Source organism: Halopseudomonas sp. SMJS2, from assembly GCF_029866945.1.
Lineage (GTDB): Bacteria > Pseudomonadota > Gammaproteobacteria > Pseudomonadales > Pseudomonadaceae > Halopseudomonas > Halopseudomonas bauzanensis.
This window is the reverse complement of record NZ_CP123445.1, coordinates 2,446,569-2,469,108: the sequence shown is the minus strand read 5'-3', so window position 1 is coordinate 2,469,108 and position 22,540 is coordinate 2,446,569. Positions and strand designations below refer to the sequence as shown.

20 protein-coding genes are annotated in these 22,540 nt (G+C 62.0%); 6 read left to right on the top strand and 14 right to left on the bottom strand.

Annotation, left to right across the window (positions count from 1 at the left end; genetic code table 11):
* Window positions 1–6 precede the first annotated feature (6 nt).
* From holA to leuS, 3 genes are read right to left on the bottom strand one after another with little or no spacing between them, the layout of a single operon-like run.
* Window positions 7–1,044: a DNA polymerase III subunit delta gene (gene holA, locus QAO71_RS11655; RefSeq protein ID WP_280164492.1), complete on the bottom strand. Its 1,038-nt coding sequence runs from the start codon at window positions 1,042–1,044 to the stop codon at window positions 7–9.
* A gap of 3 nt (window positions 1,045–1,047) precedes the next feature.
* Complete coding sequence (gene lptE, locus QAO71_RS11650; protein WP_280164491.1) at window positions 1,048–1,593, bottom strand: LPS assembly lipoprotein LptE; 546 nt, start codon at window positions 1,591–1,593, stop codon at window positions 1,048–1,050.
* A gap of 19 nt (window positions 1,594–1,612) precedes the next feature.
* A complete protein-coding gene (gene leuS, locus QAO71_RS11645) occupies window positions 1,613–4,219 on the bottom strand; it encodes a leucine--tRNA ligase (RefSeq protein ID WP_280164490.1) in 2,607 nt (868 codons plus the stop codon).
* Between the two features lie 242 nt (window positions 4,220–4,461).
* On the opposite strand from leuS, the gene QAO71_RS11640 reads away from it, so the two are divergent.
* Complete coding sequence (locus QAO71_RS11640; RefSeq protein ID WP_036988679.1) at window positions 4,462–4,740, top strand: hypothetical protein; 279 nt, start codon at window positions 4,462–4,464, stop codon at window positions 4,738–4,740.
* Here QAO71_RS11640 and lnt read toward each other — a convergent pair.
* From lnt to miaB, 5 genes are all read right to left on the bottom strand, one after another.
* Window positions 4,690–6,228, bottom strand: coding sequence for an apolipoprotein N-acyltransferase (lnt, locus tag QAO71_RS11635; RefSeq protein WP_280164489.1), 1,539 nt, complete (start codon window positions 6,226–6,228; stop codon window positions 4,690–4,692). The genes QAO71_RS11640 and lnt overlap by 51 nt on opposite strands.
* 95 nt (window positions 6,229–6,323) lie before the next feature.
* Entirely contained in the window at window positions 6,324–7,163 is an 840-nt protein-coding gene (locus tag QAO71_RS11630) for a transporter associated domain-containing protein (RefSeq protein WP_036990042.1), read from the bottom strand.
* A gap of 14 nt (window positions 7,164–7,177) precedes the next feature.
* Window positions 7,178–7,636 (bottom strand): rRNA maturation RNase YbeY, encoded by a 459-nt coding sequence (ybeY, locus tag QAO71_RS11625; protein WP_074777979.1) that lies wholly within the window; start codon window positions 7,634–7,636, stop codon window positions 7,178–7,180.
* Window positions 7,626–8,648 carry a PhoH family protein gene (locus tag QAO71_RS11620; protein WP_036988682.1) on the bottom strand — a complete coding sequence of 341 codons (1,023 nt, stop codon included), beginning with the start codon at window positions 8,646–8,648 and terminating at the stop codon, window positions 7,626–7,628. The genes ybeY and QAO71_RS11620 overlap by 11 nt, the downstream gene beginning before the upstream one ends.
* 121 nt (window positions 8,649–8,769) lie before the next feature.
* A complete protein-coding gene (miaB, locus tag QAO71_RS11615; protein WP_280164488.1) occupies window positions 8,770–10,110 on the bottom strand; it encodes a tRNA (N6-isopentenyl adenosine(37)-C2)-methylthiotransferase MiaB in 1,341 nt (446 codons plus the stop codon).
* A gap of 348 nt (window positions 10,111–10,458) precedes the next feature.
* Here miaB and QAO71_RS11610 point away from each other — a divergent pair, with 348 nt between their 5' ends.
* Window positions 10,459–10,806, top strand: a complete 348-nt coding sequence (locus tag QAO71_RS11610) for a DUF1820 family protein (RefSeq protein ID WP_136869611.1) — start codon at window positions 10,459–10,461, stop codon at window positions 10,804–10,806.
* Window positions 10,807–10,808: 2 nt separating this feature from the next.
* Here QAO71_RS11610 and QAO71_RS11605 read toward each other — a convergent pair whose 3' ends face one another.
* The 4 genes from QAO71_RS11605 to QAO71_RS11590 form a co-directional block, all read right to left on the bottom strand.
* Window positions 10,809–11,393 carry a tetratricopeptide repeat protein gene (locus QAO71_RS11605; protein ID WP_083392376.1) on the bottom strand — a complete coding sequence of 195 codons (585 nt, stop codon included), beginning with the start codon at window positions 11,391–11,393 and terminating at the stop codon, window positions 10,809–10,811.
* Between the two features lie 121 nt (window positions 11,394–11,514).
* Window positions 11,515–12,795, bottom strand: coding sequence for a glutamate-1-semialdehyde 2,1-aminomutase (hemL, locus tag QAO71_RS11600; RefSeq protein ID WP_036988684.1), 1,281 nt, complete (start codon window positions 12,793–12,795; stop codon window positions 11,515–11,517).
* An 11-nt stretch (window positions 12,796–12,806) separates the two neighbouring features.
* On the bottom strand, window positions 12,807–13,433 hold the full coding sequence (gene thiE, locus QAO71_RS11595; RefSeq protein WP_280164487.1) for a thiamine phosphate synthase: 627 nt from the start codon (window positions 13,431–13,433) through the stop codon (window positions 12,807–12,809).
* Entirely contained in the window at window positions 13,430–14,230 is an 801-nt protein-coding gene (locus QAO71_RS11590) for a hydroxymethylpyrimidine/phosphomethylpyrimidine kinase (protein ID WP_036988687.1), read from the bottom strand. Before QAO71_RS11590 ends, thiE begins: the two co-directional genes overlap by 4 nt.
* Window positions 14,231–14,349: 119 nt before the next feature.
* On the opposite strand from QAO71_RS11590, the gene QAO71_RS11585 reads away from it, so the two are divergent.
* Window positions 14,350–14,772 (top strand): Mpo1-like protein, encoded by a 423-nt coding sequence (locus QAO71_RS11585; RefSeq protein ID WP_136869613.1) that lies wholly within the window; start codon window positions 14,350–14,352, stop codon window positions 14,770–14,772.
* 27 nt (window positions 14,773–14,799) lie between these two features.
* On the opposite strand, the gene QAO71_RS11580 is transcribed toward QAO71_RS11585, so the two are convergent.
* Window positions 14,800–15,363: a TetR/AcrR family transcriptional regulator gene (locus QAO71_RS11580; RefSeq protein WP_280164486.1), complete on the bottom strand. Its 564-nt coding sequence runs from the start codon at window positions 15,361–15,363 to the stop codon at window positions 14,800–14,802.
* A gap of 200 nt (window positions 15,364–15,563) precedes the next feature.
* Between QAO71_RS11580 and QAO71_RS11575 the strand changes: the two genes are divergently transcribed.
* Both QAO71_RS11575 and QAO71_RS11570 read left to right on the top strand, forming a co-directional pair.
* Window positions 15,564–16,727 carry an efflux RND transporter periplasmic adaptor subunit gene (locus tag QAO71_RS11575; RefSeq protein ID WP_280164485.1) on the top strand — a complete coding sequence of 388 codons (1,164 nt, stop codon included), beginning with the start codon at window positions 15,564–15,566 and terminating at the stop codon, window positions 16,725–16,727.
* A 60-nt stretch (window positions 16,728–16,787) separates the two neighbouring features.
* Entirely contained in the window at window positions 16,788–19,916 is a 3,129-nt protein-coding gene (locus QAO71_RS11570) for an efflux RND transporter permease subunit (protein WP_280164484.1), read from the top strand.
* 89 nt (window positions 19,917–20,005) lie between these two features.
* Here the strand turns inward: QAO71_RS11570 and QAO71_RS11565 are convergent, their stop codons facing one another.
* Window positions 20,006–20,617 carry a pseudouridine synthase gene (locus QAO71_RS11565; protein WP_280164483.1) on the bottom strand — a complete coding sequence of 204 codons (612 nt, stop codon included), beginning with the start codon at window positions 20,615–20,617 and terminating at the stop codon, window positions 20,006–20,008.
* Window positions 20,618–21,150: 533 nt separating this feature from the next.
* Between QAO71_RS11565 and QAO71_RS11560 the strand changes: the two genes are divergently transcribed.
* Window positions 21,151–22,494 carry an MFS transporter gene (locus QAO71_RS11560; protein ID WP_074777994.1) on the top strand — a complete coding sequence of 448 codons (1,344 nt, stop codon included), beginning with the start codon at window positions 21,151–21,153 and terminating at the stop codon, window positions 22,492–22,494.
* The last annotated feature ends 46 nt before the right edge of the window (window positions 22,495–22,540 follow it).

The window sequence follows — 22,540 nt, the reverse complement described above, 5'->3', positions numbered from 1 at the left end:
TGGATATCAGCCTGCAGCCAGGGACAGACGAGTGCCGGCAGCTTGCACCACGATCAGCGCCAGGCTGTCCCAGGGTGAGCCGGGGCTTTGGCCCTTGATCTGTTCATCGGCTTGCTGGGCCAGGCGCAGCAGACGTTCCCAGACAGTCACCGGATGGCGTTGCAAGGCCCTGGAGAGCAGCGGCTTGCGCTTGTCCCATACCGGCGGGCGCTGGCTGGCAAAGACCTTGTCCTGGGGGATGCCCCGGGCAAGATCGTGGGCCATGTTGTGCAGGCTGCGCAGCTCGCGGCTGACCGCCCAGAGCACCACCGGCGCTTCCACACCTTCACTCTTTAGCCCATGCAGTATGCGCAGGCCATGCTGGGGTTCACCCTGGAGCAAAGCATCGGTGAGGTTGAAAACGTCGAAACGGGCGCTGTCGGCGACCACCTGTTGCACTGTCTGCAGATCCAGCTGACCGCTGTCGCAAAACAGCTTGAGTTTCTCGATCTCCTGAGCGGCAGCCAGCAGGTTGCCTTCGACCCGGGCGCTGAGCAGATCCAGTGCTTCGGGCGTGGCGTGAAGCCCGGCAGCGGCCAGGCGGTCGCGCATCCAGCCCGGCAACTGCTGTGCTTCCACCGGCCAGATCTGCAGGAAGCGGCTGTGCTCATGTTCGATCAGCCCCTTGGCCCACTTGCTGCGCTGGGTACTGCCATCCAGTTTGGGCAGGGTCACCAGCAGGGTGGTATCCGGCGGTGGATTATCCAGCCACGCCAGCAGCGCCTTGCCACCCTCGTCGCCGGGTTTGCCACCGGGGATGCGCAGCTCTACCAGCCGTTGCTGGGCGAACAGTGACAGGCTGTGACTGGCGTCATGCAGCTGACCCCATTCAAAGCTGCGGTCCACATGGAATACCAGCCGCTCCTCACTGCCGGCATCGCGGCAGGCCTGGCGGATCAGGTCAGCCGCTTCCCCGGTGAGCAGCGGGTCGTCCCCACTGACGACATATACTGGCGCCAGGCCGTCGCCGAGCTGGCGCTGCAGCTGGGTCGCGTTGAGTTTCACGACTCAGGGAGCCTGCTGGTCGAGCTTCTGTTCGCGGGCCGCGAGGTCGCTGGCGGAAATGCTCGACAGGCGGAACATCAACTGACGGGTCAGGTCCTGACGCATTTCGCGGTGCAACAGGGCTTCCTCTTCGCTGGTGCCGATCAGGTTGTCCTTGTCGTTGACGTAGACCCGATAGGTGGTGAAGGTCTCGGGCCCGATCAGGGGACGGCCCTGGCGGTCGCTGATCTGGAAGGTCAGTTCGCTGGTCAGCTCGTACTCGGCCGGGGTTGCCCGGTAGGTATAGGTGACCGCGCGGCGTTCCTGGTTCTCATTCAGCAACTGCAGGTGATAGGGCGCCGAGCTGCGCACGTCCACCCCGTTGGCCTGCAATGCTTCCAGCACGCTCTGGTAGGTAGGACCATAACTGTTGCGGGCGGTGACATTCAGTTCTTCCAGCTTGACGTTATCGACCCCGGTACCGCGCAGGTGGAAGCCGCAGGCGCTGAGCAGCAGGCTGGCGCCGAGTACCGCACAGCTCAGCAGATGACGTGGACGTTGCAGTGGCATGCCGATTCTCCGTTGCGTATCAGTTGGCGACAATATTGACCAGCTTGCCCGGCACCACAATCACCTTGCGGATGCTCAGACCTTCAGTAAAGCGCAGCACGTTTTCATTGGCGCGGGCAGCAGCTTCCACTGCTTCGCGACTGGCATCGGCTGGCACCTGGATATGGCCACGCAGCTTGCCATTGACCTGGATGACCAGCTTAAGGCTGTCCTGCACCAGGGCGCTTTCGTCCAGCACTGGCCAGGGTGCGTCGATCACCGGTGTCTGCTGGCCCAATGCCTGCCACAGCGCATGGCTTATATGCGGGACGATGGGTGCCAGCAGCAAGGTGACGGTTTCCAGACCTTCCTGCAGTACTGCGCGATCCTGGTCCTCGGCCTGTGGTGCTTTTTCCAGCACGTTCATCAGCGTCATCACTGCGGCGATAGCAGTATTGAACTTGTGATGCTGGCCGATATCCTGACTGGCCTGACGGATGGCCAGGTGGGTGGCACGGCGCACGTCTTTCTGGGCGTCGGTCAGGTTGTCGACGCTCAACGCGGCGGGCCGGCCGCTACCGACATGCTGCTGGGCCAGGCGCCAGACACGACGCAGGAAGCGTTGGGCACCTTCGACGCCGGAGTCGGACCATTCCAGGCTCATATCCGGCGGCGAGGCGAACATCATGAACAGCCGGCAGGTGTCCGCGCCGTACTGGTCGATCATCGCCTGAGGGTCCACGCCGTTGTTCTTCGACTTGGACATCTTCTCGGTACCGCCGATTTCCACCGGCCCCCCGTCGCTGGCCAGGTGGGCACGGACGACCTTGCCCTTGGCATCGCGTTCGACTTCGACATCAGCGGGGTTGAACCAGGTTCTGGCGCCCTTGGCATCGATCCGGTAGTAGGTATCGGCCAATACCATGCCCTGGGTCAGCAGGTCCTTGAACGGCTCGTCCGAGTCGACCAGGCCCTCGTCACGCATGAGCTTGTGGAAGAAACGCGCATATAGCAGGTGCAGGATGGCGTGTTCGATACCACCGATATACTGATCCACCGGCAGCCAGTGGTTGGCTGCGGCCGGGTCGACCATGCCCTTGTCGTAGTGCGGGCTGGCGTAGCGGGCGAAGTACCAGGAGCTTTCGACGAAGGTATCCATGGTGTCGGTTTCGCGCCGTGCCGGCTGGTTGCAGCGTGGGCAGGTGCATTCATAGAACTCGGGCATCCGGGCCAACGGGCTGCCGGCGCCGTCAGGCACTACATCTTCGGGCAGCACCACGGGCAGTTGGTCGTCCGGCACCGGTACGTCACCGCAGTTGGAGCAGTGGATGATCGGGATCGGGCAACCCCAATAGCGCTGACGGCTGATGCCCCAGTCGCGCAGGCGGAACTGGGTACGCGGCGCGCCCAGTTCCTTCTGCTTGAGCACTTCACCGATGGCGGTGAAGGCGCTGTCGAAATCCAGGCCGTCGAATTCCTCGGAATTGATCAGCATGCCCTTTTCACCGTAGGCGTCCTGCCAGGGCTCTGGCGTGGTGTCGCCAGCCGAGGTGCGGATAACCGGCTTGATTGGTAGGTGATACTGGCTGGCGAATGCAAAGTCGCGCTCGTCGTGGGCCGGTACGGCCATGACCGCGCCTTCGCCGTAGCCCATGAGGACGTAGTTGGCGATCCATACCGGCAGTTTTTCGCCGGTCAGCGGATGCTCGACGAACAGGCTGGTGGCGCGGCCCTGTTTTTCCTGGGTGGCTATGTCGGCTTCGGAAACGCCGCCGCGCTTGCACTCATCGATGAATGCAAGCAGCGATGGGTCGGTTTCGGCGGCCTGGGCGGCCAGCGGGTGTTCGGCGGCCACGGCCACATAGGTGGCGCCCATCAGGGTATCGGGGCGGGTAGTGAACACCTTGAGCTTGCCGGCGTGGCCGATGGAGGCCTGGTCGTAGGGGAAATGCACTTCCATGCCTACCGACTTGCCGATCCAGTTGCGCTGCATGGTCTTGACCTGCTCCGGCCAACCGGTGAGGTTATCCAGCGAGCTGAGCAGCTCTTCCGCGTAATCGGTGATACGGAAATAGTACATCGGGATCTCGCGCTTCTCGATCAGCGCGCCACTGCGCCAGCCGCGGCCGTCGATGACCTGCTCGTTGGCCAGTACGGTCTGGTCGACCGGGTCCCAGTTGACGGTGCCGTTCTTGCGGTAGATCACGCCTTTCTCGAACAGCCGGGTGAACAGCCATTGCTCCCAGCGGTAGTACTCGGGAGTGCAGGTGGCGAATTCGCGGGACCAGTCGACTGCCAACCCCAGGCTTTTCAGCTGGTTGCGCATGTAGTCGATATTGGAATAGGTCCAGGCGGCGGGGGCGACCTTGTTGTTCATCGCCGCGTTTTCCGCTGGCATGCCGAAGGCGTCCCAGCCCATTGGCTGCAGTACATTCTTGCCTTGCATGCGCTGATAGCGGGCAATCACGTCACCGATGGTGTAGTTGCGCACGTGACCCATGTGTAGCTTGCCGCTCGGGTACGGAAACATCGAGAGGCAGTAGTAGGTCTCGCGGCCCGGGGTCTCCTCCACCTTGAAGGCGTCGGTTTGATCCCAGGCGGTCTGGGCGGCGTGTTCGATATCGCGGGGAGAATACTGTTCTTGCATGGGCGTGGACTGTATGTCGACTCGTATGTCAGGGGAAAAAAGGAATGAGGCAGGATACACCACCGGGCCCGGCACAGGTAGGGGCTGTTGCGTCAGGTGGCCGCACGGCGGGAAGGAAAAGGCTGTCGGCCCTCAGCTACTGCCATTCGTCGCCGCTGCCGGGAGAAATCAGATGTCGGGTCTATGCTGAGGGCAAAGGTTGTCCAGCTGTTCTGGGCAGTCATATTTTAGGGAGAAAACACATGAAACATGTGCAGCGGGAGATTCCAGCTGGTAGTCACGATTCCTCGTACGGACGGTTGTTGCGCCGCCTTGATCAGGCTCTCGATGTCGCGCGCACTCGGCAATGGATGGCTGGTCAGCCCTGCGTGCCGACCGAGCTGGAAGTCTATGGCCTGACCCAACAGGACATGCAGCTGCTGCGGCAGATCCTCGGTACCATGCAGCTTGACCGCCTGGCGGCATCGCCCTCAGTGCTTGCGGCGAGCGAGCATGCACACCAGGAGAGCCGCCACCACTAACGTCCCCAGAGGCCAGCTGCCCCAGCGCAACCAGGGAGTGAGTCCCTCGCGGGGCTGTACATAACCGTGCAGGGCGGCCTGGGTGAATTGTGGTATCCGGGCGGTAATGTCTCCCCGGTGGTCGATCAGTGCGGTGACGCCGTTGTTGGTACCGCGAATCATCCAGCGGCCACTCTCGATGGCGCGCATGCGGGCCATCTGCAGATGCTGTAGAGGGCCGATGGACTCGCCGAACCAGCTATCGTTGCTGATGCTGATCAGCAGCTCGCTCTGAGCAGCCAGACGGGCGGCGAAATCGGGATAAACGGTTTCATAGCAGATCATCGGTGCCAGCCGATGACCGGCGGCCTCCAGCGGCGCCTGCTGTTGTGGGCCCCGGGAGAAGTTCGACATGGGCAGGTCAAAGAACGCGATCAGCCCACGCAGCACGTCTTCCAGTGGCACATACTCGCCGAAGGGCACCAGCTTGTGTTTCAGGTATTGGTTGGGCTGCTCGCCGGCGACCATGATGCCGTTGTAAATGCGTCGCTCGCCGTGAGCGTCGGTCTCGTCCACCGGAATCCCGGTGATCAGGGTGCTGCCCTGCTGCGCCAGATTGGCGGCCATGCCCTGAACGAAGGGCATGGCACTGCTGCTGAGCACGGGCACGGCGGTTTCCGGCCAGATGATCAGATCGGCGCGCTGGGCGTAGCTCATGTCCCGGTAGGTAGCCAGGGTATAGTCGATGTGCGCCGGGTCCCACTTGCGGGACTGTTCGATGTCGGCCTGGATCAGCGCCACCGACAGTGGCGTGCCGGCTGGCCGGGTCCACTGTACCTGGGTGAGCAGGGCGCCGCCGCCCCAGATGGCGATCAACAGTACGGCTGCCGGCAATCCCTGGCGGGGCTTTCGCCAGAACCGCCCTTCGCTGAGCAGACAGGCAGTGAACACACTGAGAAAACTGAGCAGCCAGACGCCACCCAGCGGGGCCCAGCCGGCTAGCCAGGTATCGGTATGGGCATAGCCTTGATAGAGCCAGGGGAAGCCGGTAAGAAACCAGCTACGGAAAAATTCCTGTGCCACCCACAGCGCAGCGAAACCGGTCGCAGCCAGCCAGAGACCCTTTTCAGGCCGCAGCCAGCGCGCCCATAGCCAGGCGGCGGTTGCCGGAATCAACGCCAACCCGGCAACCAGCCCGCCGGTCAGCAACGCCGCCAGTGCCGGTGGTGCATAACCGTGCACGTGAATGCTGACATAGACCCAGGATATACCGCTGAGAAACAGACCCAGCCCCCAGCACCAGCCTCGCCACAGGGCTTGCCGTCCGGTCAGCTCATGCAGGCCCTGATAGAGCAGGGCGGCCGACAGCAGACCCAGCGGCCAGATGTCAAAGGGGGTGAACGACAGGGTAGTCAACACCCCGGCGAGCAGGGCAAGCAGGTCGCCGCGCCAGCCGGGCGCGCGCAGGGTAACAAGCAATTTATCCAGCAGTAGCATGGCGACTCTCATCAAACATCCATTTTATCCGCCCTACAGATGGCCTTGTGAGTGGCGGTTTTGTGGGAGCGGGCTTGTCCGCTCCCACAAGTATGCTCGCTTCAACGTCAGGGCTGAATCAGGCTGACTCGCAGAAGGTGGACGCGACGGCTGTCGGCATTGAGAATGCGCACGCGGAAGCCATCCAGTTCGACGATCTCGTTGCGCTTGGGCAGATGCCCGAAGGCGTTCATCACCAGCCCGCCGAAGGTATCGAACTCTTCGTCGGAAAAACCGGTGCTGAAGTGATCATTGAACTCTTCGATCGGCGTCAGGCCCTTGACCAGGAAGTCGCCGGTGGGCAGCTCCTTGATGTAATCCTCATCATCGATATCGTGTTCATCCTCGATATCGCCAACGATCTGTTCCAGTACGTCTTCGATGGTGATCAGTCCGGACACGCCGCCATATTCATCAATCACCACGGCCATGTGATTGTGGGTCGAGCGGAACTCCTTGAGCAACACGTTGAGCCGCTTGGACTCGGGCACGCAGGTGGCCGGACGCAGGACGTCCTTGATATTGAACCGATCGGTGTTCTCTTCCAGCAGCAGCGGCAGCAGGTCCTTGGCCAGCAGGATACCGAGCACATCGTCGATGCTTTCGCCGATGACGGGGAAGCGGGAATGAGCTGCCTCGATCACCGAGGGCAGGAACTCGCGAGGTGTCTGGGCGGCCTTGATGGTGGTCATCTGCGAGCGCGGGATCATGATGTCGCGCACCTGCATGTCGGCGACCTGCAGTGCGCCCTCGATGATCGCCAGCGCTTCGATATCGAGAACTTCATTGCGCTGCGCTTCACGTAGCAGCTCGAGCAGTTCCTGACGGTTGCGGGGTTCATGGACAAAAGCCTGGGTCAGTCTCTCCAGCCAGGACTTATGTCCGTTGCTCGATCGATCTTCGCTCATGGGGTCGTTACTCATCACTCGTCGGTTTCAAGATAGGGATCGGCGATACCCAGTTCGGCCAGCAGCTGGCGTTCCAGCGCCTCCATTGCCTCGGCTTCGTCGTCCTCGATATGGTCGTGGCCCAGCAGGTGCAGACAGCCATGGATAACCATATGCGCCCAGTGTGCGGCAGCCGGCTTGCCCTGTTCGGCGGCCTCGCGATTGACTACCGGAACGCAGATGACCAGGTCGCCCAGCAGCGGGATATCCAATTCGGGAGGCAGGTCGGCGGGGAAGGACAACACGTTGGTGGGATAGTCCTTGTGCCGATACTCGTTGTTCAGGGTCTGGCTTTCCTCGGCATCGACCAGGCGGATGGTCAGTTCCTGACCCGGCTTGTTCCGCAGGGCCAGGGCGGCCCAGCGGATCAGGCTGTCATCATCGGGTTGCCCTGGCGCATCGGTGGCCCTTTGTATGTCTACCTCAACGGTCATCGCGGCGCTCCTTGCGCTGCTGCTGTTCCTGCTCCTGGCGACTGTCGAAGCGGTCATAGGCTTCGACGATGCGCTGGACCAGGGGGTGGCGCACCACGTCCTTGGACTTGAAGTGGGTAAAGCCGATGCCTTTCACATCCTTGAGCACATCGATCACGTGGGTCAGACCCGAGCGGGTGCCCCGCGGCAGGTCGACCTGGGTGATGTCACCGGTGATCACTGCGGTGGAGCCGAAGCCGATGCGCGTGAGGAACATCTTCATTTGTTCCAGCGTGGTGTTCTGGCTCTCATCGAGAATGATGAAGCTGTTGTTCAGTGTGCGGCCGCGCATGTAGGCCAGCGGCGCGACTTCGATCACCTGTTTTTCGATCAGCTTGGCCACCTGTTCGAAGCCGAGCATTTCGTAGAGCGCGTCATACAGCGGGCGCAGATAGGGGTCGATCTTCTGTGACAGGTCGCCAGGCAGGAAGCCGAGCTTCTCACCGGCCTCTACCGCCGGGCGCACCAGCAGAATGCGGCGAATCTGCTCGCGTTCCAGCGCGTCCACCGCGCAGGCCACCGCCAGGTAGGTCTTGCCGGTACCGGCCGGACCGATGCCGAAGTTGATGTCATGCTCCTGGATCGAGCGCACATAGGCCTGCTGATTTGGCCCGCGCGGCTGGATGGTCATGCGCTTGGTGCGCAGTACCACTGGCTTGTGGCCGTCGCTGTGCTGCAGCGATTCGCTGAGATTCTCCAGCCCGGACTCCTGCAGATACAAATGCACGGTATCCAGCGGCAGGTCCTTGTTGTCCCGCGTCTCGCGATATAGTTGGCGCAGGACCGCCTCGGCGGACCGCGTAATAGCAGGGTCGCCGATCAATTCGAAATGGTTACCGCGGTTGCGGACTTCGATGCCGAGGCGTTGTTCGATCAAGCGGAGGTTTTCATCAAATTGACCGCAGAGACTGGCGAAGCGCCGTGGGTCTACGGGCTCGATGCTGAAGCGATGGATAGTCAAGGGTACGTTCAAAGTGGTCCGTTGGTGGCCGTGTGGCTATCAGGAAAAACACAGCATAGCGCGCAAACCAGGCTATGCAAAGATGGGCTTTCGGCCGCAGCCCGCGCGCAGCGGGCCGTAGCTCGATAGTGAATCACTGCACTGTTTCGTGCAGCAGGCTGCCGCGCAGGGAGTGGGGCAGGGCTTCGTCGATATGGACCTCGACGAACTGGCCGATCAGCAGCGGATTGGCGCAGCGGAAGTTGACGATACGGTTGTGCTCGGTGCGACCCTGGAGCATGCCCGGGTCCTTCTTCGAGTAGTCGGTAACCAGGATGCGCTGGGTGCTGCCGACCATGCGCCGGCTATTTTCGAAGCCCTGCTGGTTGAGGCGGGCCTGGAGAATCTGCAGGCGCTGCTTCTTGACCTCGACCGGGGTGTCGTCGGGCAGATCGGACGCCGGGGTGCCGGGACGGGCGCTATAGATGAAGGAGTAGGAGAAGTCGAAACCGATCTCCTCCACCAGCTTCATGGTCTGCTCGAAGTCCCGATCGGTTTCACCGGGGAAGCCGATGATGAAGTCCGAGCTGAGGATGATATCCGGCACCGCGGCCTTGAGCTTGCGCACCCGGGACTTGTATTCCAGCGCGGTGTGGTTGCGCTTCATGCCCGCCAGGACCCGGTCGGAGCCGGATTGCACCGGCAGGTGCAGGTACTTGACCAGCTCCGGCACTTCCGCGTGGGCGCGAATCAGGCTGTCGGAAAACTCCAGCGGGTGCGAGGTGGTGTAGCGGATGCGGTCGATGCCGTCGATCTCGGCGACAACCCGGATCAGATCCGCCAGGTCGGCGATACCACCGTCATGGGTCTGGCCGCGATAGCCGTTGACGTTCTGCCCGAGCAGGGTTATTTCGCGCACGCCATTTTCGGCCAGGTGCACGCACTCGGCCAGCACGTCGTCGAACGGGCGGCTGACTTCTTCGCCACGGGTATAGGGCACCACGCAGAAGCTGCAGTACTTGCTGCACCCTTCCATGACCGATACGTAGGCGGTCGGGCCATCCACGCGAGGCTCGGGCAGGCGGTCGAACTTCTCGATTTCCGGGAAGGACACGTCGACCTGGGCGGTGCCGGTGCTGCGCGCCGCGTCGATCATCTCCGGCAGGCGATGCAGGGTCTGGGGACCGAACACCACGTCCACATAGGAGGCGCGGTCGCGGATCGCGGTGCCTTCCTGGCTGGCGACGCAGCCGCCGACACCGATGATCAGCTCGGGATTCTTTTCCTTGAGCGGCCGCCAGCGGCCCAGTTCGGAAAACACCTTTTCCTGGGCCTTCTCGCGAATCGAACAGGTGTTGAGCAGGATGACATCGGCCTCATCGGGGCTATCGGTCAGTTCCATTGCCTGGTGGTCGCCGAGCAGGTCTGCCATGCGCGAGCTGTCATACTCGTTCATCTGGCAGCCGTGGGTCTGGATAAAGAGTTTCTTTGCCATGGGGATGTGCGGGTGACTCGTGAAGAAAAACGGCGATTATACACGGATGGCGGGGACAATGTGATGGTGGCTGGTCGGAGGAAGCGGGGCTGCGGTGTGGATGAGTGGAGGATAGTCCGAGTAGGCAGCGGAGGCAGGCAGGGGCACTACAGCACTCGCACCCCGCCATCCATGGCGCTCGTCTACGGCCTCCCTGGCCGCAGACGGTTCTGTAGTGCCCCTGCCTGCCTCCACTGCGGCTTGCTCGACATTGGCCGTACGGTTTTGCTGAGTATGCTATGATCCGCCACCTTTGGCCGGGTGTCCGGCCATCGTCAGTCCCATCCATGTTGTCCCTGTGTGAGTTTCATGAGCAAAGACAAGCAGCAACCCATCTTCCGGGTGATTTTCATCAATCAGGGCCAGGTATACGAACTGTATGCGCGGCAGATATTCCAGAGCGAGTTGTGGGGCTTTCTGGAGATCGAGGAGCTGGTGTTCGGCGAGCGTTCGCAGATGCTGGTCGATCCGGGTGAGGAAAAGCTCAAGAGCCAGTTCGAAGGCGTCAACCGCAGCTTCATTCCGCTGCAGGCCATAGTGCGTATCGACGAAGTTGAGCGGGTTGGTCAGGCCAAGATCAGCGAGGCCAAGGGCGGCAGCAATATCATGTCCTTCCCGATGCCGCCGGGGCCTGGACCTGGGCCGAGTAATAACTGATCTTATGGGGCGACGGGAGCGCTGGTATCTGGCTGAAACTGGCGCAACTGTTCTTCCCGAATATGCCGTAGATAATTGCGAAATAGCGTGCCCAGTACCTGGGTAGCTGCGGCAATCTCCTCGGGGGGCATCTCCTCGGCGAGCAGATCACTGGCGTCCATCGCCGCGTCCTGACCATTGACCGCCGCCATCTTCAACATGATGTAAGCCTGCGGCAGGTTGCGCTCCACCCCTTCGCCGTTCATATGCATCAGGCCCAGGCGGTATTGGGCGTCCGGATGTCCCTGGATTGATGCTCGCTCATACCACTTCAGTGCCGCGCTCAGATCCCGCTCGGCGCGCTCGCCATGGTAGTACAGCTCACCCATCTCGAATTGCGCCTGCATATCGTCGGCCTCGGCCAGCTCCATGCAGTTTTCCAGGGCCAGGGCCAGGCTGTCGTCATCGACGCGGTTGAAGGCGCAACGCTCTTCGGTGCTGATCACCAATGGCGCCTGGGACTGGGTTTGGGCGAGGACGGCGGATGCGCCGCTGCCTGCTCCGGCCAGCATGCACAGGATGACGGTACGGCGAAAAACAGTGTTCATGGTCGACTGGCCCGCTGGCTAGGTAAGTGCATGGCGCCATTGTGCGCCGGATCGATGCTGGGGCCAACCACCAGAGCGGCTGGCGGCATCGATACCGGCGGCATTACCGAAGGCGCCCCGATCATAGGGTGGCGAATGCCCGCTCGGCGGCATCCAGGGTCAGCTGCAACTCGGTTTCGCCATGGGCGATGGAGGTGAAGCCGGCCTCGTAGGCGCTGGGGGCAAAATACACACCCTGTTCGAGCATCTTGTGGAAGAAGGTCTTGAAGCGCTCGGGATCGCTAGCCATCACGTCCTCGAAGGTCAGGATGTTGTCGGCGCCGCTGAAATACAGACCGAACATGCCCCCGGCCTGGGTGGTGACGAAAGGGATGCTGGCGGCATCGGCGCGGTCCTGCAGGCCCTGCAGCATGCGGCTGGTGTAGCTGGTCAGCTCGTCATGGAAGCCCGGGCGGCTGATCAGCTTCAGGGTAGTCAATCCTGCGGCCATGGCCAGCGGGTTGCCGGACAGGGTGCCGGCCTGGTAGACCGGGCCCAGCGGCGAGATGCATTCCATTATTTCGCGCTTGCCGCCAAAGGCGCCAACCGGCATGCCGCCGCCGACGATCTTGCCGAAGGTGGACAGGTCGGGAGTCACGCCGTAATGGGCTTGGGCGCCGCCGAGGGCAACGCGGAAGCCGGTCATCACCTCATCGAAGATCAGGACCACACCATACTCGCTACATGCTTCGCGCAACCCTTCAAGGAAACCCGGTGCAGGTGGCACGCAGTTCATGTTGCCGGCCACGGGTTCGACGATGATGCAGGCGATATCCTCGGCCACACGGCTCAGGGTTTCGCGCACCGCGGCAATATCGTTGTAGGGCAGGGTGAGGGTGTGCTGGGCGAAGGCCGCCGGCACGCCCGGCGAGCTGGGCACGCCGAAGGTCAGTGCACCAGAGCCTGCCTTGACCAGCAGGCTGTCGGAGTGGCCGTGGTAGCAGCCCTCGAACTTGATGATGGTATCGCGGCCGGTATAACCACGGGCCAGGCGGATGGCGCTCATGGTCGCTTCGGTACCGGAACTGACCATGCGCACCATGTCCATCGACGGCACCATGGAGCAGACCAGCTCGGCCATCTCGGTTTCCATGGCGGTCGGAGCGCCATAGGACAGACCGTGATCCAGCTGGCGGCGGACCGAGTCGAGTACGTCGGGGTGACTGTGACCGAGGATCATCGGGCCCCAGGAGCCGACATAGTCCACATAGCGCCGATCATCCTCGTCGATGATATAGGCGCCCTCGGCGTGCTTGATGAACAACGGTGTGCCGCCGACGCTGCGGAACGCGCGTACCGGCGAGTTGACGCCACCGGGGATGTGTTTCTGGGCACTGGCAAAAAGGGTTTCCGAGCGGGACATGGGCAATTCTCTCAACAAATTTTCAAGGCGGTGAATTCAAGGGCGCGGCGCCGGACCTCGGCGGCGGAGTCGGCGCCGAACAGACCGTGTACTACGGCAAGCAAGTCGGCACCGGCGTCATACAGTTGCCGGGCGTTATCAGCAGTGATACCGCCGATGGCAACGATAGGTATAGCAAAGCGCTCCCGGGCTTCTCCCAGCAGACCGGTCGTCGCCGCAGGTATGCCCGGCTTGGTGACGGAAGGGAAAAAGCGGCCGAAGGCGACATAACTGGCGCCGGCGGCCACCGCCTGTTCGGCGTATTCCAGGCTGGCATGACAGGTGGCGCCGATCAGCGCATCGGGGCCGAGCTGCTGCCGGGCTTCGCGCAGGCTGCCGTCGTCCCGGCCCAGATGCACGCCCACCTGCAGCTGGCTGGCCAGCGCCAGGTCATCATTGATCAGCAAGTGAGCGTCATACTGATCGCACAGCTCTTTTAGCCGGGTCGCTTCTTCCTGACGGCGGACGGTATCGACACTCTTGTCCCGATACTGGACCAGACTGGCGCCACCAGCCAGGGCCGCTTCCACATAGGGCAGCAGTTTGCCGTCAGTCAGCAGTGCGCTGTCGGTAATCGCATACAGGCCGCCCAGGCTCATTGACAGAAATCCAGCGGCAGGCGGCGCGGTACATACTGGCCGTGGCCGGGCTGCTCCGCATCACGCAGGGTGCGCCAAGTGTAATCCAGAGCAGTTTTGACGGCGCTGACCAGCTCTTCGCCCAGCGCCAGACGGCCCGCGAGGGCGCTGGCCAGGGTGCAGCCGGAGCCATGATAGCTGCCGGGCAGGCGCGGGCAGGTGAAGGTATGAGTGCTGCCATCCCGGCAATACAGCCGATTATGGATGTCCAGTTCATCGCCATGGCCGCCGGTGATCAGCAGGTTCTGGCAGCGTTGCAGCAGCTTATCGGCACATTCATCGGCGGTGCCATCGGGCAACTCGGCGAGGATGCGCGCTTCGGGCAGGTTCGGAGTGACGATTCGGGCGATGGGCAGCAGCTTTTCACGCATGGCGTAGCCGACCTCATCCTTGCCCAGCGAGCCGCCACCGCCGGCGCGCAACACCGGATCGCAGACCAGTGGCAGTTCGGGGTGCGCCTGCATGATCTCGACCACGGTGTCGACCATCTGGAGGTTGCCGAGCATACCCAGCTTGACGGCCGAGACCGGCATGTCATCAAGCACGGCCTTGGCCTGGGCCAGCACCCACTCGCGGTCGAGTACCCGGAAATCCATGACATCAACAGTGTTCTGCACGGTCAGTGCGGTCACCGCCGGCGCGGCGTGGCAACCCTGGGCGATCAGGGCTTCGATATCGGCCTGCAGGCCGGCACCACCACTGGGATCATGACCGGACAGGCAGAGTACTACGGGACGAAAAGGAGTAGGCGTATTCATGCGCTAAGCTTACCATCAGCGGGAGGGTATCGGTATGGTGGGTGGCCTGGGTTGTGGCATAGGCGGACCACTATCAATCAACCTTGGACTATAACAATAACCGGCGAGGGAAGCTGCTGATGAAGACGATCAATGAATGGTTTGAAGAGTATGGTGAAAGCCACCGTAATCCGGTCAACAAGCTGGTGCACTGGATCTGCGTGCCGCTGATCACCTTCAGTGTGCTGGGCCTGTTATGGGCTTTGCATCCTCTGGTCGCCGTCGGGCTGGTTGGCCTGGCGTTGGTGTTCTATGTGTTGCTGTCCTGGCAGCTGGCGGCAGTGATGTTGATCCAGAGTGCGCTCATGTTGTGGATACTGAGTCTGATGCCGCTGGTGTTCTGGCCCTGTGTGATCATCTTCGTGCTGGCCTGGATCGGGCAGTTCATCGGTCATCAGGTGGAAGGCAAGAAACCGTCCTTCTTCAAGGATGTGCAGTTTCTGCTGATCGGGCCGGCGTGGCTGATGGGCTTCGTATTTCGGCGGCTGGGCTGGCGGTACTGAGCTATCCTGTCTGGCGTACTGGGTATATCAGGCCGGGCGCGCCAGCGCACCGTTGAGAAACATGTCTTCGAATAACCGCTGCATGTCGGCGCGAGCGATCCGGCCCCGGTACTCCGATTCGCACAACATATAGATGAAGCCGAAGAACAGGTCGGTCAACCAGCGACAGGGTACGTCCGGACGGAAGATGGCGAGCTGCTGGCCACGCAGGAAAAAATCATCCAGCCGCTGTTCATGGGCGAGACATTCGTCCGGGTAGGCCTGTTGGGTGTTGCGCTTAATATAGGGTTCGAACTGGGTGATCATGAACACGCAGAATTCCCGTTGCGCGATATAACCGGTGATCAGCTGGCGCAGGGCGTCCAGTGGCGACTGACTTTCCAGCCCGGCATCATCCAGAATACGCGACATGGCAGCCATGACATGTTGCTGCAATGTGTCGAACAGCTGTTCGCGTGTGGCGGCGAAGCGGTACAGGGTAGCTCGGCTTACTCCGGCCGCCTTGGCCATCTCCTGCAAGGTGGCGCCGGGGTTTTCGGTCAAGGTCAATGCCAGCGAACGTAACAGGGTTTCTTCAGTATCGGGTGTCATTCAATTTCATTAAACGGACAAGTGGGCGAGAGATCATCCATGGTTTGCGTGCGTCAATCGCCGCGAGTGTACACATAAGGATTGGTTGCGTCATGTGAATCAAGTTTGATTCAGATGACTCCGAAGAGTAGCATCGCTTTTTTTCGGGCCGTCTACGTCCGTATGCAGTATCCGTAACCCTTGACCAAGGAAGCGCACCAATGCCCATCCCACGGCATCTTTTAAGTAATACCATCCTCATTCTGTTGGGCGCACTGGCGCTGGCCGGCTGCCAGCAGGATCGGAGCGATTCCGCGCAGAACCAACCGCCACCTCAAGCTCCGGTTCAGGTTATCGAGCCGGCAGCGCACATGCTGACCGGCAACCTGCCGGGCCGTATCGAGCCTGCACGCACGGCTGAGGTGCGCGCGCGGATACCGGGGATTGTGCTGGAGCGGTTGTTCGAAGAAGGGGCTGATGTAAAGGCGGGCGACATTCTGTTCCGCATCGATCCGGCTCCGCTGGAGGCCGCGGTGGCGCAGGCGCGTGGCGCATTGGCCCGAGCTGAGGCGAGCATCTACCAGGCAGATAGCCTGGTACGGCGTTACGAGCCTCTGGTCGAGGCGCGCGCGATCAGTCAGCAGGAATACGACAACGCCATCGCCGCGCAGAAAAGTGCCCAGGCCGAGAAACTGTCGGCCCAGGCAGCGCTGGAAACGGCCCGGCTGAATCTGGAATACGCTACCGTGCGGGCGCCGATCGATGGACGTATCGGCCGGGCGCTGGTCACTGAAGGCGCCCTGGTTGGTCAGGGCGAGGCCACCCCCATGGCTCACATCCAGCAGCTGGACCCTATCTATGCCGACTTCACTCAATCGGTAGATGACCTGCTGCGTCTGCGCGCGGCTGCGGCCGAGGGGCGCATTGCGGTGCAGGAAGATGGCGCGGCCCGGGTGCGTATCAGCTTGGGCCAGGACGGCTTCAGCCAGGAAGGACGGCTGCTGTTTTCCGATGTTTCGGTGGACCCGAGCACCGGCCAGGTAACCCTGCGGGCAGAACTGCCCAATCCTGATGCAGTATTGCTGCCGGGCATGTATGTGCGGGTAGAGACCGAGCTGGGCATGGAGTCATCCGCGGTATTTGTGCCTCAACGGGCGGTACGACGGGGCACCGATAGCATTCCACGGGTCCTGATTGTTGATGAAGAAAACACGGTGCAGGAACGTGCGGTGACGCTGGGCGCCATGCGTGGTAGCGAATGGCAGGTGACGTCCGGCCTTGAGCAGGGCGAGCGGGTCATTGTCGATGGCGTGGCCAAGTTCCAGCCCGGCAGCATCGTCGAGCCGGTGACAGCCAACCAGCCCCAGGACCAGGCGGGCGAGTGAGCGAACTGCCAGGGTCCTGAGCCCTGGCCGCCATTCTGATTGCCAAACAGAGGAAAGAGCATGCCGCAGTTCTTCATCAATCGCCCCAATTTCGCCTTCGTGGTGGCGATTTTCATCTGCCTGGCCGGCCTGCTGGCGATTCCATCGCTGCCGGTGGCCCAGTACCCCAACGTGGCCCCGCCACAGATCATGATCTACGCGACCTATCCGGGCGCGTCGGCGACCATCCTCAATGAAACGGTGACCAGCCTCATCGAGGAAGAACTCAATGGTGCCAAGGGCTTGCTCTATTACGAGTCCTCCAGCAGTTCCAACGGCATGGCCGAAATCAACGTCACCTTCGAGCCGGGTACCGATCCGGATCTGGCGCAGGTGGATGTGCAGAACCGCATCAAGCGCGCCGAGCCCCGACTGCCGCAACCGGTGCTGCAGCAGGGCCTGCAGGTGGAGCAGGCCAGCAGCAACTTCCTGATGATCTACGCGCTGAGCTACAAGGAGGGGGACAAGGACCCCGTCGGGCTGGCCGACTATGCTGCGCGCAACATCAACAACGAGATTCGCCGGATTCCCGGTGTTGGTCGAGTGCAGATGTTCTCTTCCGAACGGGCTCTGCGCGTTTGGGTCGATCCGTCTCGGCTGGTCGGCTACGACCTGTCGATCGAGGATGTAAACCGCGCCATTGCTGCGCAGAACGTGCAGGTACCGGCGGGTAGTTTCGGCGAGCAGCCGGGCACCAGTGAGCAGGAATTGACCGCAACCCTGATGGTGCAGGGCACCCTGGAAACTGCCGAAGAATTCAGTGACATCGTGCTGCGGGCCAACCCGAACGGCTCGGTGGTACGGCTGGGTGATGTCGCCCGGGTGGAAATGGGCCGTGAGGAATATCGCTTCAGCTCCCGTCTCAATGGCCGGCCGGCCGCTGCGGCGGCTGTGCAGCTGACATCGGATGCCAACGCCATTGCCACGGCTACCGCGGTCAAGCAGCGGCTCGAGGAACTGTCGGCGTTGTTCCCCCAGGACATGGAATACTCCACCCCCTACGACACCTCCATCTTCGTCGACGTGGCGATCAAGAAAGTGGTGATGACCCTGGCCGAAGCCGTGGTGCTGGTATTTCTGGTGATGTTCCTGTTCCTGCAGAACTTCCGCTATACCCTGATTCCGACCATCGTGGTGCCGATCTGTCTGTTGGGTACCTTTGCGGTGATGTCGGTGATCGGCTTCTCGGTCAACATGATGACCATGTTCGGCATGGTGCTGGCTATCGGGATTCTGGTGGACGATGCCATTGTGGTGATCGAGAACGTCGAGCGGATCATGGCCGAAGAGGGGCTTTCGCCCAAGGAGGCCACGCGCAAGGCGATGAAGCAGATCACTGGCGCCATCGTCGGTATCACCATGGTACTGTCGGCGGTATTCTTCCCGCTGGCCTTCATGGGCGGTTCGGTCGGCGTGATCTACCAGCAGTTTTCCCTGTCGCTGGCGGTGTCCATCCTGTTCTCCGGCTTCCTGGCCCTGAGCCTGACGCCGGCACTGTGTGTCACGCTGCTCAAGCCGATCCCCAAGGGGCATCATGCCGAGAAGAAAGGATTCTTTGGCTGGTTCAACCGCCGCTTCACTGGTCTGACCCGCAGCTACCAGCGTACCACCGGGGGGCTGGTCAGGCGCTCCGGTACCTTCATGCTGGTGTACCTGGTCATCATCGCAGCGTTGGTCTTCTCCTTCTTGCGTCTGCCTGAAGCCTTCCTGCCTGCAGAAGACCAGGGCTACCTGATCGTCGATGTGCAGCTGCCGCCGGGCGCCACCACGCCCCGGACGGAACAGACCGTCGAGGCGATGGAAGAGCATTTCCTCTCCCGCCCCAGCGTGGCGGGCATCGTCTCGGTGATGGGCTTCAGCTTCTCCGGCATGGGGCAGAACGCCGCATTGGCCTTCCCGACTCTGGTCGATTGGTCCGAACGTGGCGCGGAAGAATCAGTGCAGGCCGAAAGCCAGCGGGCCAACCGGGCTCTGGCAGGCGTTTCTGATGGCACCATCTTCGCCGTGCAGCCACCCTCCATCGAAGGCCTGGGCACCTCCGGCGGCTTCGCCCTGCGTCTGCAGGACCGTGGCGGTCTGGGGCGCGAGGCGCTGCTGGCGGCGCGTAACGAACTGCTGCAGAAAGCCAACAGCTCGCCAGTGATCGCCTACGCCATGGTGGAAGGTCTGGAAGATGCACCGCAGCTGCGTCTGCATATCGACCGTCAGAAGGCCGAGACCCTCGGCGTCAGCTTCGGTGCGATCAGCACCACCCTGTCCACGGCCTTCGGTTCGGCGCTCATCAACGAATTCACCAACTTCGGGCGGATGCAGAAGGTGGTGGTGCAGGCTGATGTGAATAGCCGCATGACACCGGAAGACATCAGCAAACTGTATGTACCCAACCATCAGGGTGAACAGGTGCCGCTGTCTGCTTTCGTCGATATGGAATGGGAAAACGGCCCGGTGCAGTTCGTGCGCTATAACGGCTATCCCGCGTTCAAGATTTCCGGCGACGCAGCGCCAGGCCACAGCAGCGGCGCTGCCATGGCGGAGATCGAACGGATCGTTGGCGAACTGCCGAGTGGGATAGGCTACGAGTGGACGGGCCTGTCCTTCCAGGAGAAGGTCGCAGGGGCGCAGGCGCCGATATTGCTGGGCCTGGCGCTGGCCGTGGTGTTCCTGCTACTGGTGGCGTTGTACGAGAGCTGGGCGATTCCGCTGTCGGTAATCCTGATCGTCCCCATCGGTGCCCTGGGCGCAGTGCTGGCGGTGACCCTGTTGGGCATGCCCAACGACGTCTACTTCAAGGTCGGCCTGATCACCATCATCGGTCTGGCGGCGAAGAACGCCATCCTGATCGTCGAATTCGCCAAGGATCTGTATGCCGAAGGACGCACCTTGAGGGAAGCGGCGGTGGAAGCGGCGCGGCTGCGTTTCCGCCCGATCATCATGACCTCGATGGCCTTTATGCTTGGTGTGTTGCCGCTGGCGATCGCCAGCGGTGCCGGTGCCGCCAGTCAGCGCGCCATTGGTACCGGCGTGATCGGCGGCATGATCACGGCGACAGCGCTGGGTGTGTTGTTCGTGCCGGTCTTCTTCGTTTGGGTATTGTCGCGCCGGAAACAGGAACGGCAGGCGGCTGCGGCGGCGCAGACCAGCGAAGGCTGATCGGTCGCAGTGCGGCAAGTAAGGGGCCGCTGGATACACCGCAGGTCGAGATGGAACTCGACCTTCCAGCACGGGGGCATGTGGCCGGGTCAGAGTTCCCGCCACTGCCCCGGCTGCAGATCTCCCAGCTGCCACTCGCCAATGCGCACCCGGACCAGCCGCAAGGTCGGCAGGCCCACCGCGGCGGTCATGCGCCGCACCTGACGGTTACGGCCCTCGCGGATGGTGATCGCCAGCCAGCTGGTGGGAACACTCTGACGAAAACGCACCGGTGGATGGCGCGGCCACAGCGCTGGCTCGGCTATCTGCTCCACCTGCGCAGGGCGCGTGGGCCCGTCATTCAACACCGGACCGGCGCGCAGCTGCGCCAACTGGTCCGCACTCGGTTCCCCTTCCACCTGCACCCAATAGGTCTTGGCCAATTTGTGCTTGGGATCGGTAATGCGGGCCTGCAGCCGGCCATCATTGGTCAGCAGTAACAGTCCCTCGCTATCCCGATCCAGCCGCCCGGCCGGATAGACCCCGGCGATATCCACAAAATCCTTCAGTGTCGCCCGGCCCCGGCCATCGGTGAACTGAGTAAGCACATCGAAGGGCTTGTTCAGCGCGATCAAACGCGGATTGGCTGGCGGGGCAGCCGGAGTGCGACGGGGTTTGCCGTAAGGACGAACAGGTACGGATCTGGGTGGGCGCTGCTTCATGGTCGCTCGGGATAATGGGCGGGACGAATATGCTAGTGAGCTTTACCAGAAGCGTCCAGAAGAATGCAGGCGCTTCCACCGACACAACGGACCCACATACCATCAGCCAAACAGAACCACACAGGCCCGGCGGGTAGGCCCTGCAGAACCGTCTGCGGCCAGGGACGGCCGTAGACGAGCGCCATGGATGGCGGGGTGCGCGTTCTGCAATGGGGGCCTACCCGCCGGGGCCAGACTTCACACGTGCAGTGAAAGCTTACCCCACCCTACACCGCACACCCGTGCCGCCCCACGCAAGCCCCCCTTACAGGGCGATCAGACCGCCAGGCCAGCTAGGCCAGCCACTGTCCAAACCGGTCAGACAAGTCGATCTTTCCGAGCATTGATCCGCCCGAGCCCGGCCCTAGTATGGACAACATTCAGATATCCGCCCGCTCGGTCAGGTTTCTATCGATCAAGCGAGCGCACAGCTGAAGCCGCAGCAAGGCCCACAAGGCCCGACCAATAAAAACAAGATTAAAGGAAACGCAATCATGCAATCGGTGGACGTATACGAGCTTACCGGCAAGTCGAAATTCAACCGTTTTCACGGACTCATCCTGTTCTGGTGCGTACTGATCCTCATCATTGACGGCTACGACCTGGCCGTTGTGGGAGCTGCACTGCCCGCCATCATGGACGACATGGGCGTCGACCCTACCAGTGCCGGCATCATGGCCGGCTCCGCGCTCTTTGGCACCATGCTCGGAGCCATGTTCCTCGGTACGCTGGCCGACCGCATTGGCCGACCGAAGATGATCGCCATCTGTGTTGCACTGTTCAGCCTGTTCACGGCAGCTTCGGGCCTCACCAATGATCCGGTCAGCTTCAGTGTCACGCGCTTTATCGCCGGCCTGGGTATTGGCGGTGTACTGCCGGTGATGACCGCGCAGATGAGCGAGTTCTCTCCGGCCAAATTACGTGCACGGCTGGTAACCCTGGTGTTCGCTGGTTATTCGGTGGGTGGCATTCTGGTAGCCCTGACCGGCAAACAGCTGATCGAAAGCCATGGGTGGCAGTCCGTGTTCTATATGGCCGGCCTACCGGTGCTGCTGATTCCCTTCATTCTCAAGAGCATGCCCGAGTCGATGACCTTTCTGCTGAAGAAGGGCCGTCAACAGGAGCTGCGGACCATTGTGCAGAAGATCGAACCGCAGCTGACCTGCAGCCAGCAAACGGTCTTTGTCGGCCTGGATGCAACCGCCGCCAAGCAGGATACGCCAGTGCGTAATCTGTTCCGGGAGGGTCGTGGTTTCAGCACGGTAATGATCTGGACGGCGTTCATTACCGGCCTGTTCATGGTATATGCGCTCAATTCTTGGCTGACCAAGCTGATGGCGATGGCGGGCTTCAGTCTCGGCTCGGCGTTGAACTTCGTCATTGTGTTCAATATCGGCGCCATCGTCGGCGCGGTTGGTGGTGGTTGGCTCAGCGACCGGTTGAACATCAAGCATGTGCTGGTGGTTTTCTATCTGATCGGCGCCGTGGCGTTGACCGTGCTGGGCTTTACCCGTTCCACCGGACTGTTGTTCGTGATGGTATTCATCGTCGGCGCCTCGACATTGGGAACCCAGCTGCTGGCCTACGCCTATGCCGGCGACTTCTATCCACTGTCGATCCGCTCGACTGGAGTCGGCTTTGCCTCCGGAGTAGGGCGAGTCGGCGCCATCATTGCGCCCATTCTGATCGGCTGGCTGGTATCCCTGGCATTGCCGCTGGAGCAGAACTTCATGGCCATCGCCATCGCAGGTGTGCTGGGCGCCGTCGCGGTTACCTTCGTCAACCAGACGCGATCCGACTCCGCACGGGTCAGGGCCGCGGCTACGCTCGCCAACTGATACGGGCGTAGGCCGCTAACGGCGCGATTGTCATACCCGGTGCCTT

Coding starts and splice junctions, on each gene's coding strand:
- QAO71_RS11590 (WP_036988687.1), bottom strand. CDS start 14,230: ATGAATACGCCTACTCCTTTTCGTCCCGTAGTACTCTGCCTGTCCGGT.
- QAO71_RS11610 (WP_136869611.1), top strand. CDS start 10,459: ATGAGCAAAGACAAGCAGCAACCCATCTTCCGGGTGATTTTCATCAAT.
- QAO71_RS11580 (WP_280164486.1), bottom strand. CDS start 15,363: ATGACACCCGATACTGAAGAAACCCTGTTACGTTCGCTGGCATTGACC.
- QAO71_RS11630 (WP_036990042.1), bottom strand. CDS start 7,163: ATGAGCGAAGATCGATCGAGCAACGGACATAAGTCCTGGCTGGAGAGA.
- leuS (WP_280164490.1), bottom strand. CDS start 4,219: ATGCAAGAACAGTATTCTCCCCGCGATATCGAACACGCCGCCCAGACC.
- lnt (WP_280164489.1), bottom strand. CDS start 6,228: ATGAGAGTCGCCATGCTACTGCTGGATAAATTGCTTGTTACCCTGCGC.
- ybeY (WP_074777979.1), bottom strand. CDS start 7,636: ATGACCGTTGAGGTAGACATACAAAGGGCCACCGATGCGCCAGGGCAA.
- QAO71_RS11585 (WP_136869613.1), top strand. CDS start 14,350: ATGAAGACGATCAATGAATGGTTTGAAGAGTATGGTGAAAGCCACCGT.
- QAO71_RS11560 (WP_074777994.1), top strand. CDS start 21,151: ATGCAATCGGTGGACGTATACGAGCTTACCGGCAAGTCGAAATTCAAC.
- QAO71_RS11565 (WP_280164483.1), bottom strand. CDS start 20,617: ATGAAGCAGCGCCCACCCAGATCCGTACCTGTTCGTCCTTACGGCAAA.
- QAO71_RS11575 (WP_280164485.1), top strand. CDS start 15,564: ATGCCCATCCCACGGCATCTTTTAAGTAATACCATCCTCATTCTGTTG.
- thiE (WP_280164487.1), bottom strand. CDS start 13,433: ATGAGCCTGGGCGGCCTGTATGCGATTACCGACAGCGCACTGCTGACT.
- QAO71_RS11640 (WP_036988679.1), top strand. CDS start 4,462: ATGAAACATGTGCAGCGGGAGATTCCAGCTGGTAGTCACGATTCCTCG.
- QAO71_RS11605 (WP_083392376.1), bottom strand. CDS start 11,393: ATGAACACTGTTTTTCGCCGTACCGTCATCCTGTGCATGCTGGCCGGA.
- hemL (WP_036988684.1), bottom strand. CDS start 12,795: ATGTCCCGCTCGGAAACCCTTTTTGCCAGTGCCCAGAAACACATCCCC.
- lptE (WP_280164491.1), bottom strand. CDS start 1,593: ATGCCACTGCAACGTCCACGTCATCTGCTGAGCTGTGCGGTACTCGGC.
- QAO71_RS11570 (WP_280164484.1), top strand. CDS start 16,788: ATGCCGCAGTTCTTCATCAATCGCCCCAATTTCGCCTTCGTGGTGGCG.
- miaB (WP_280164488.1), bottom strand. CDS start 10,110: ATGGCAAAGAAACTCTTTATCCAGACCCACGGCTGCCAGATGAACGAG.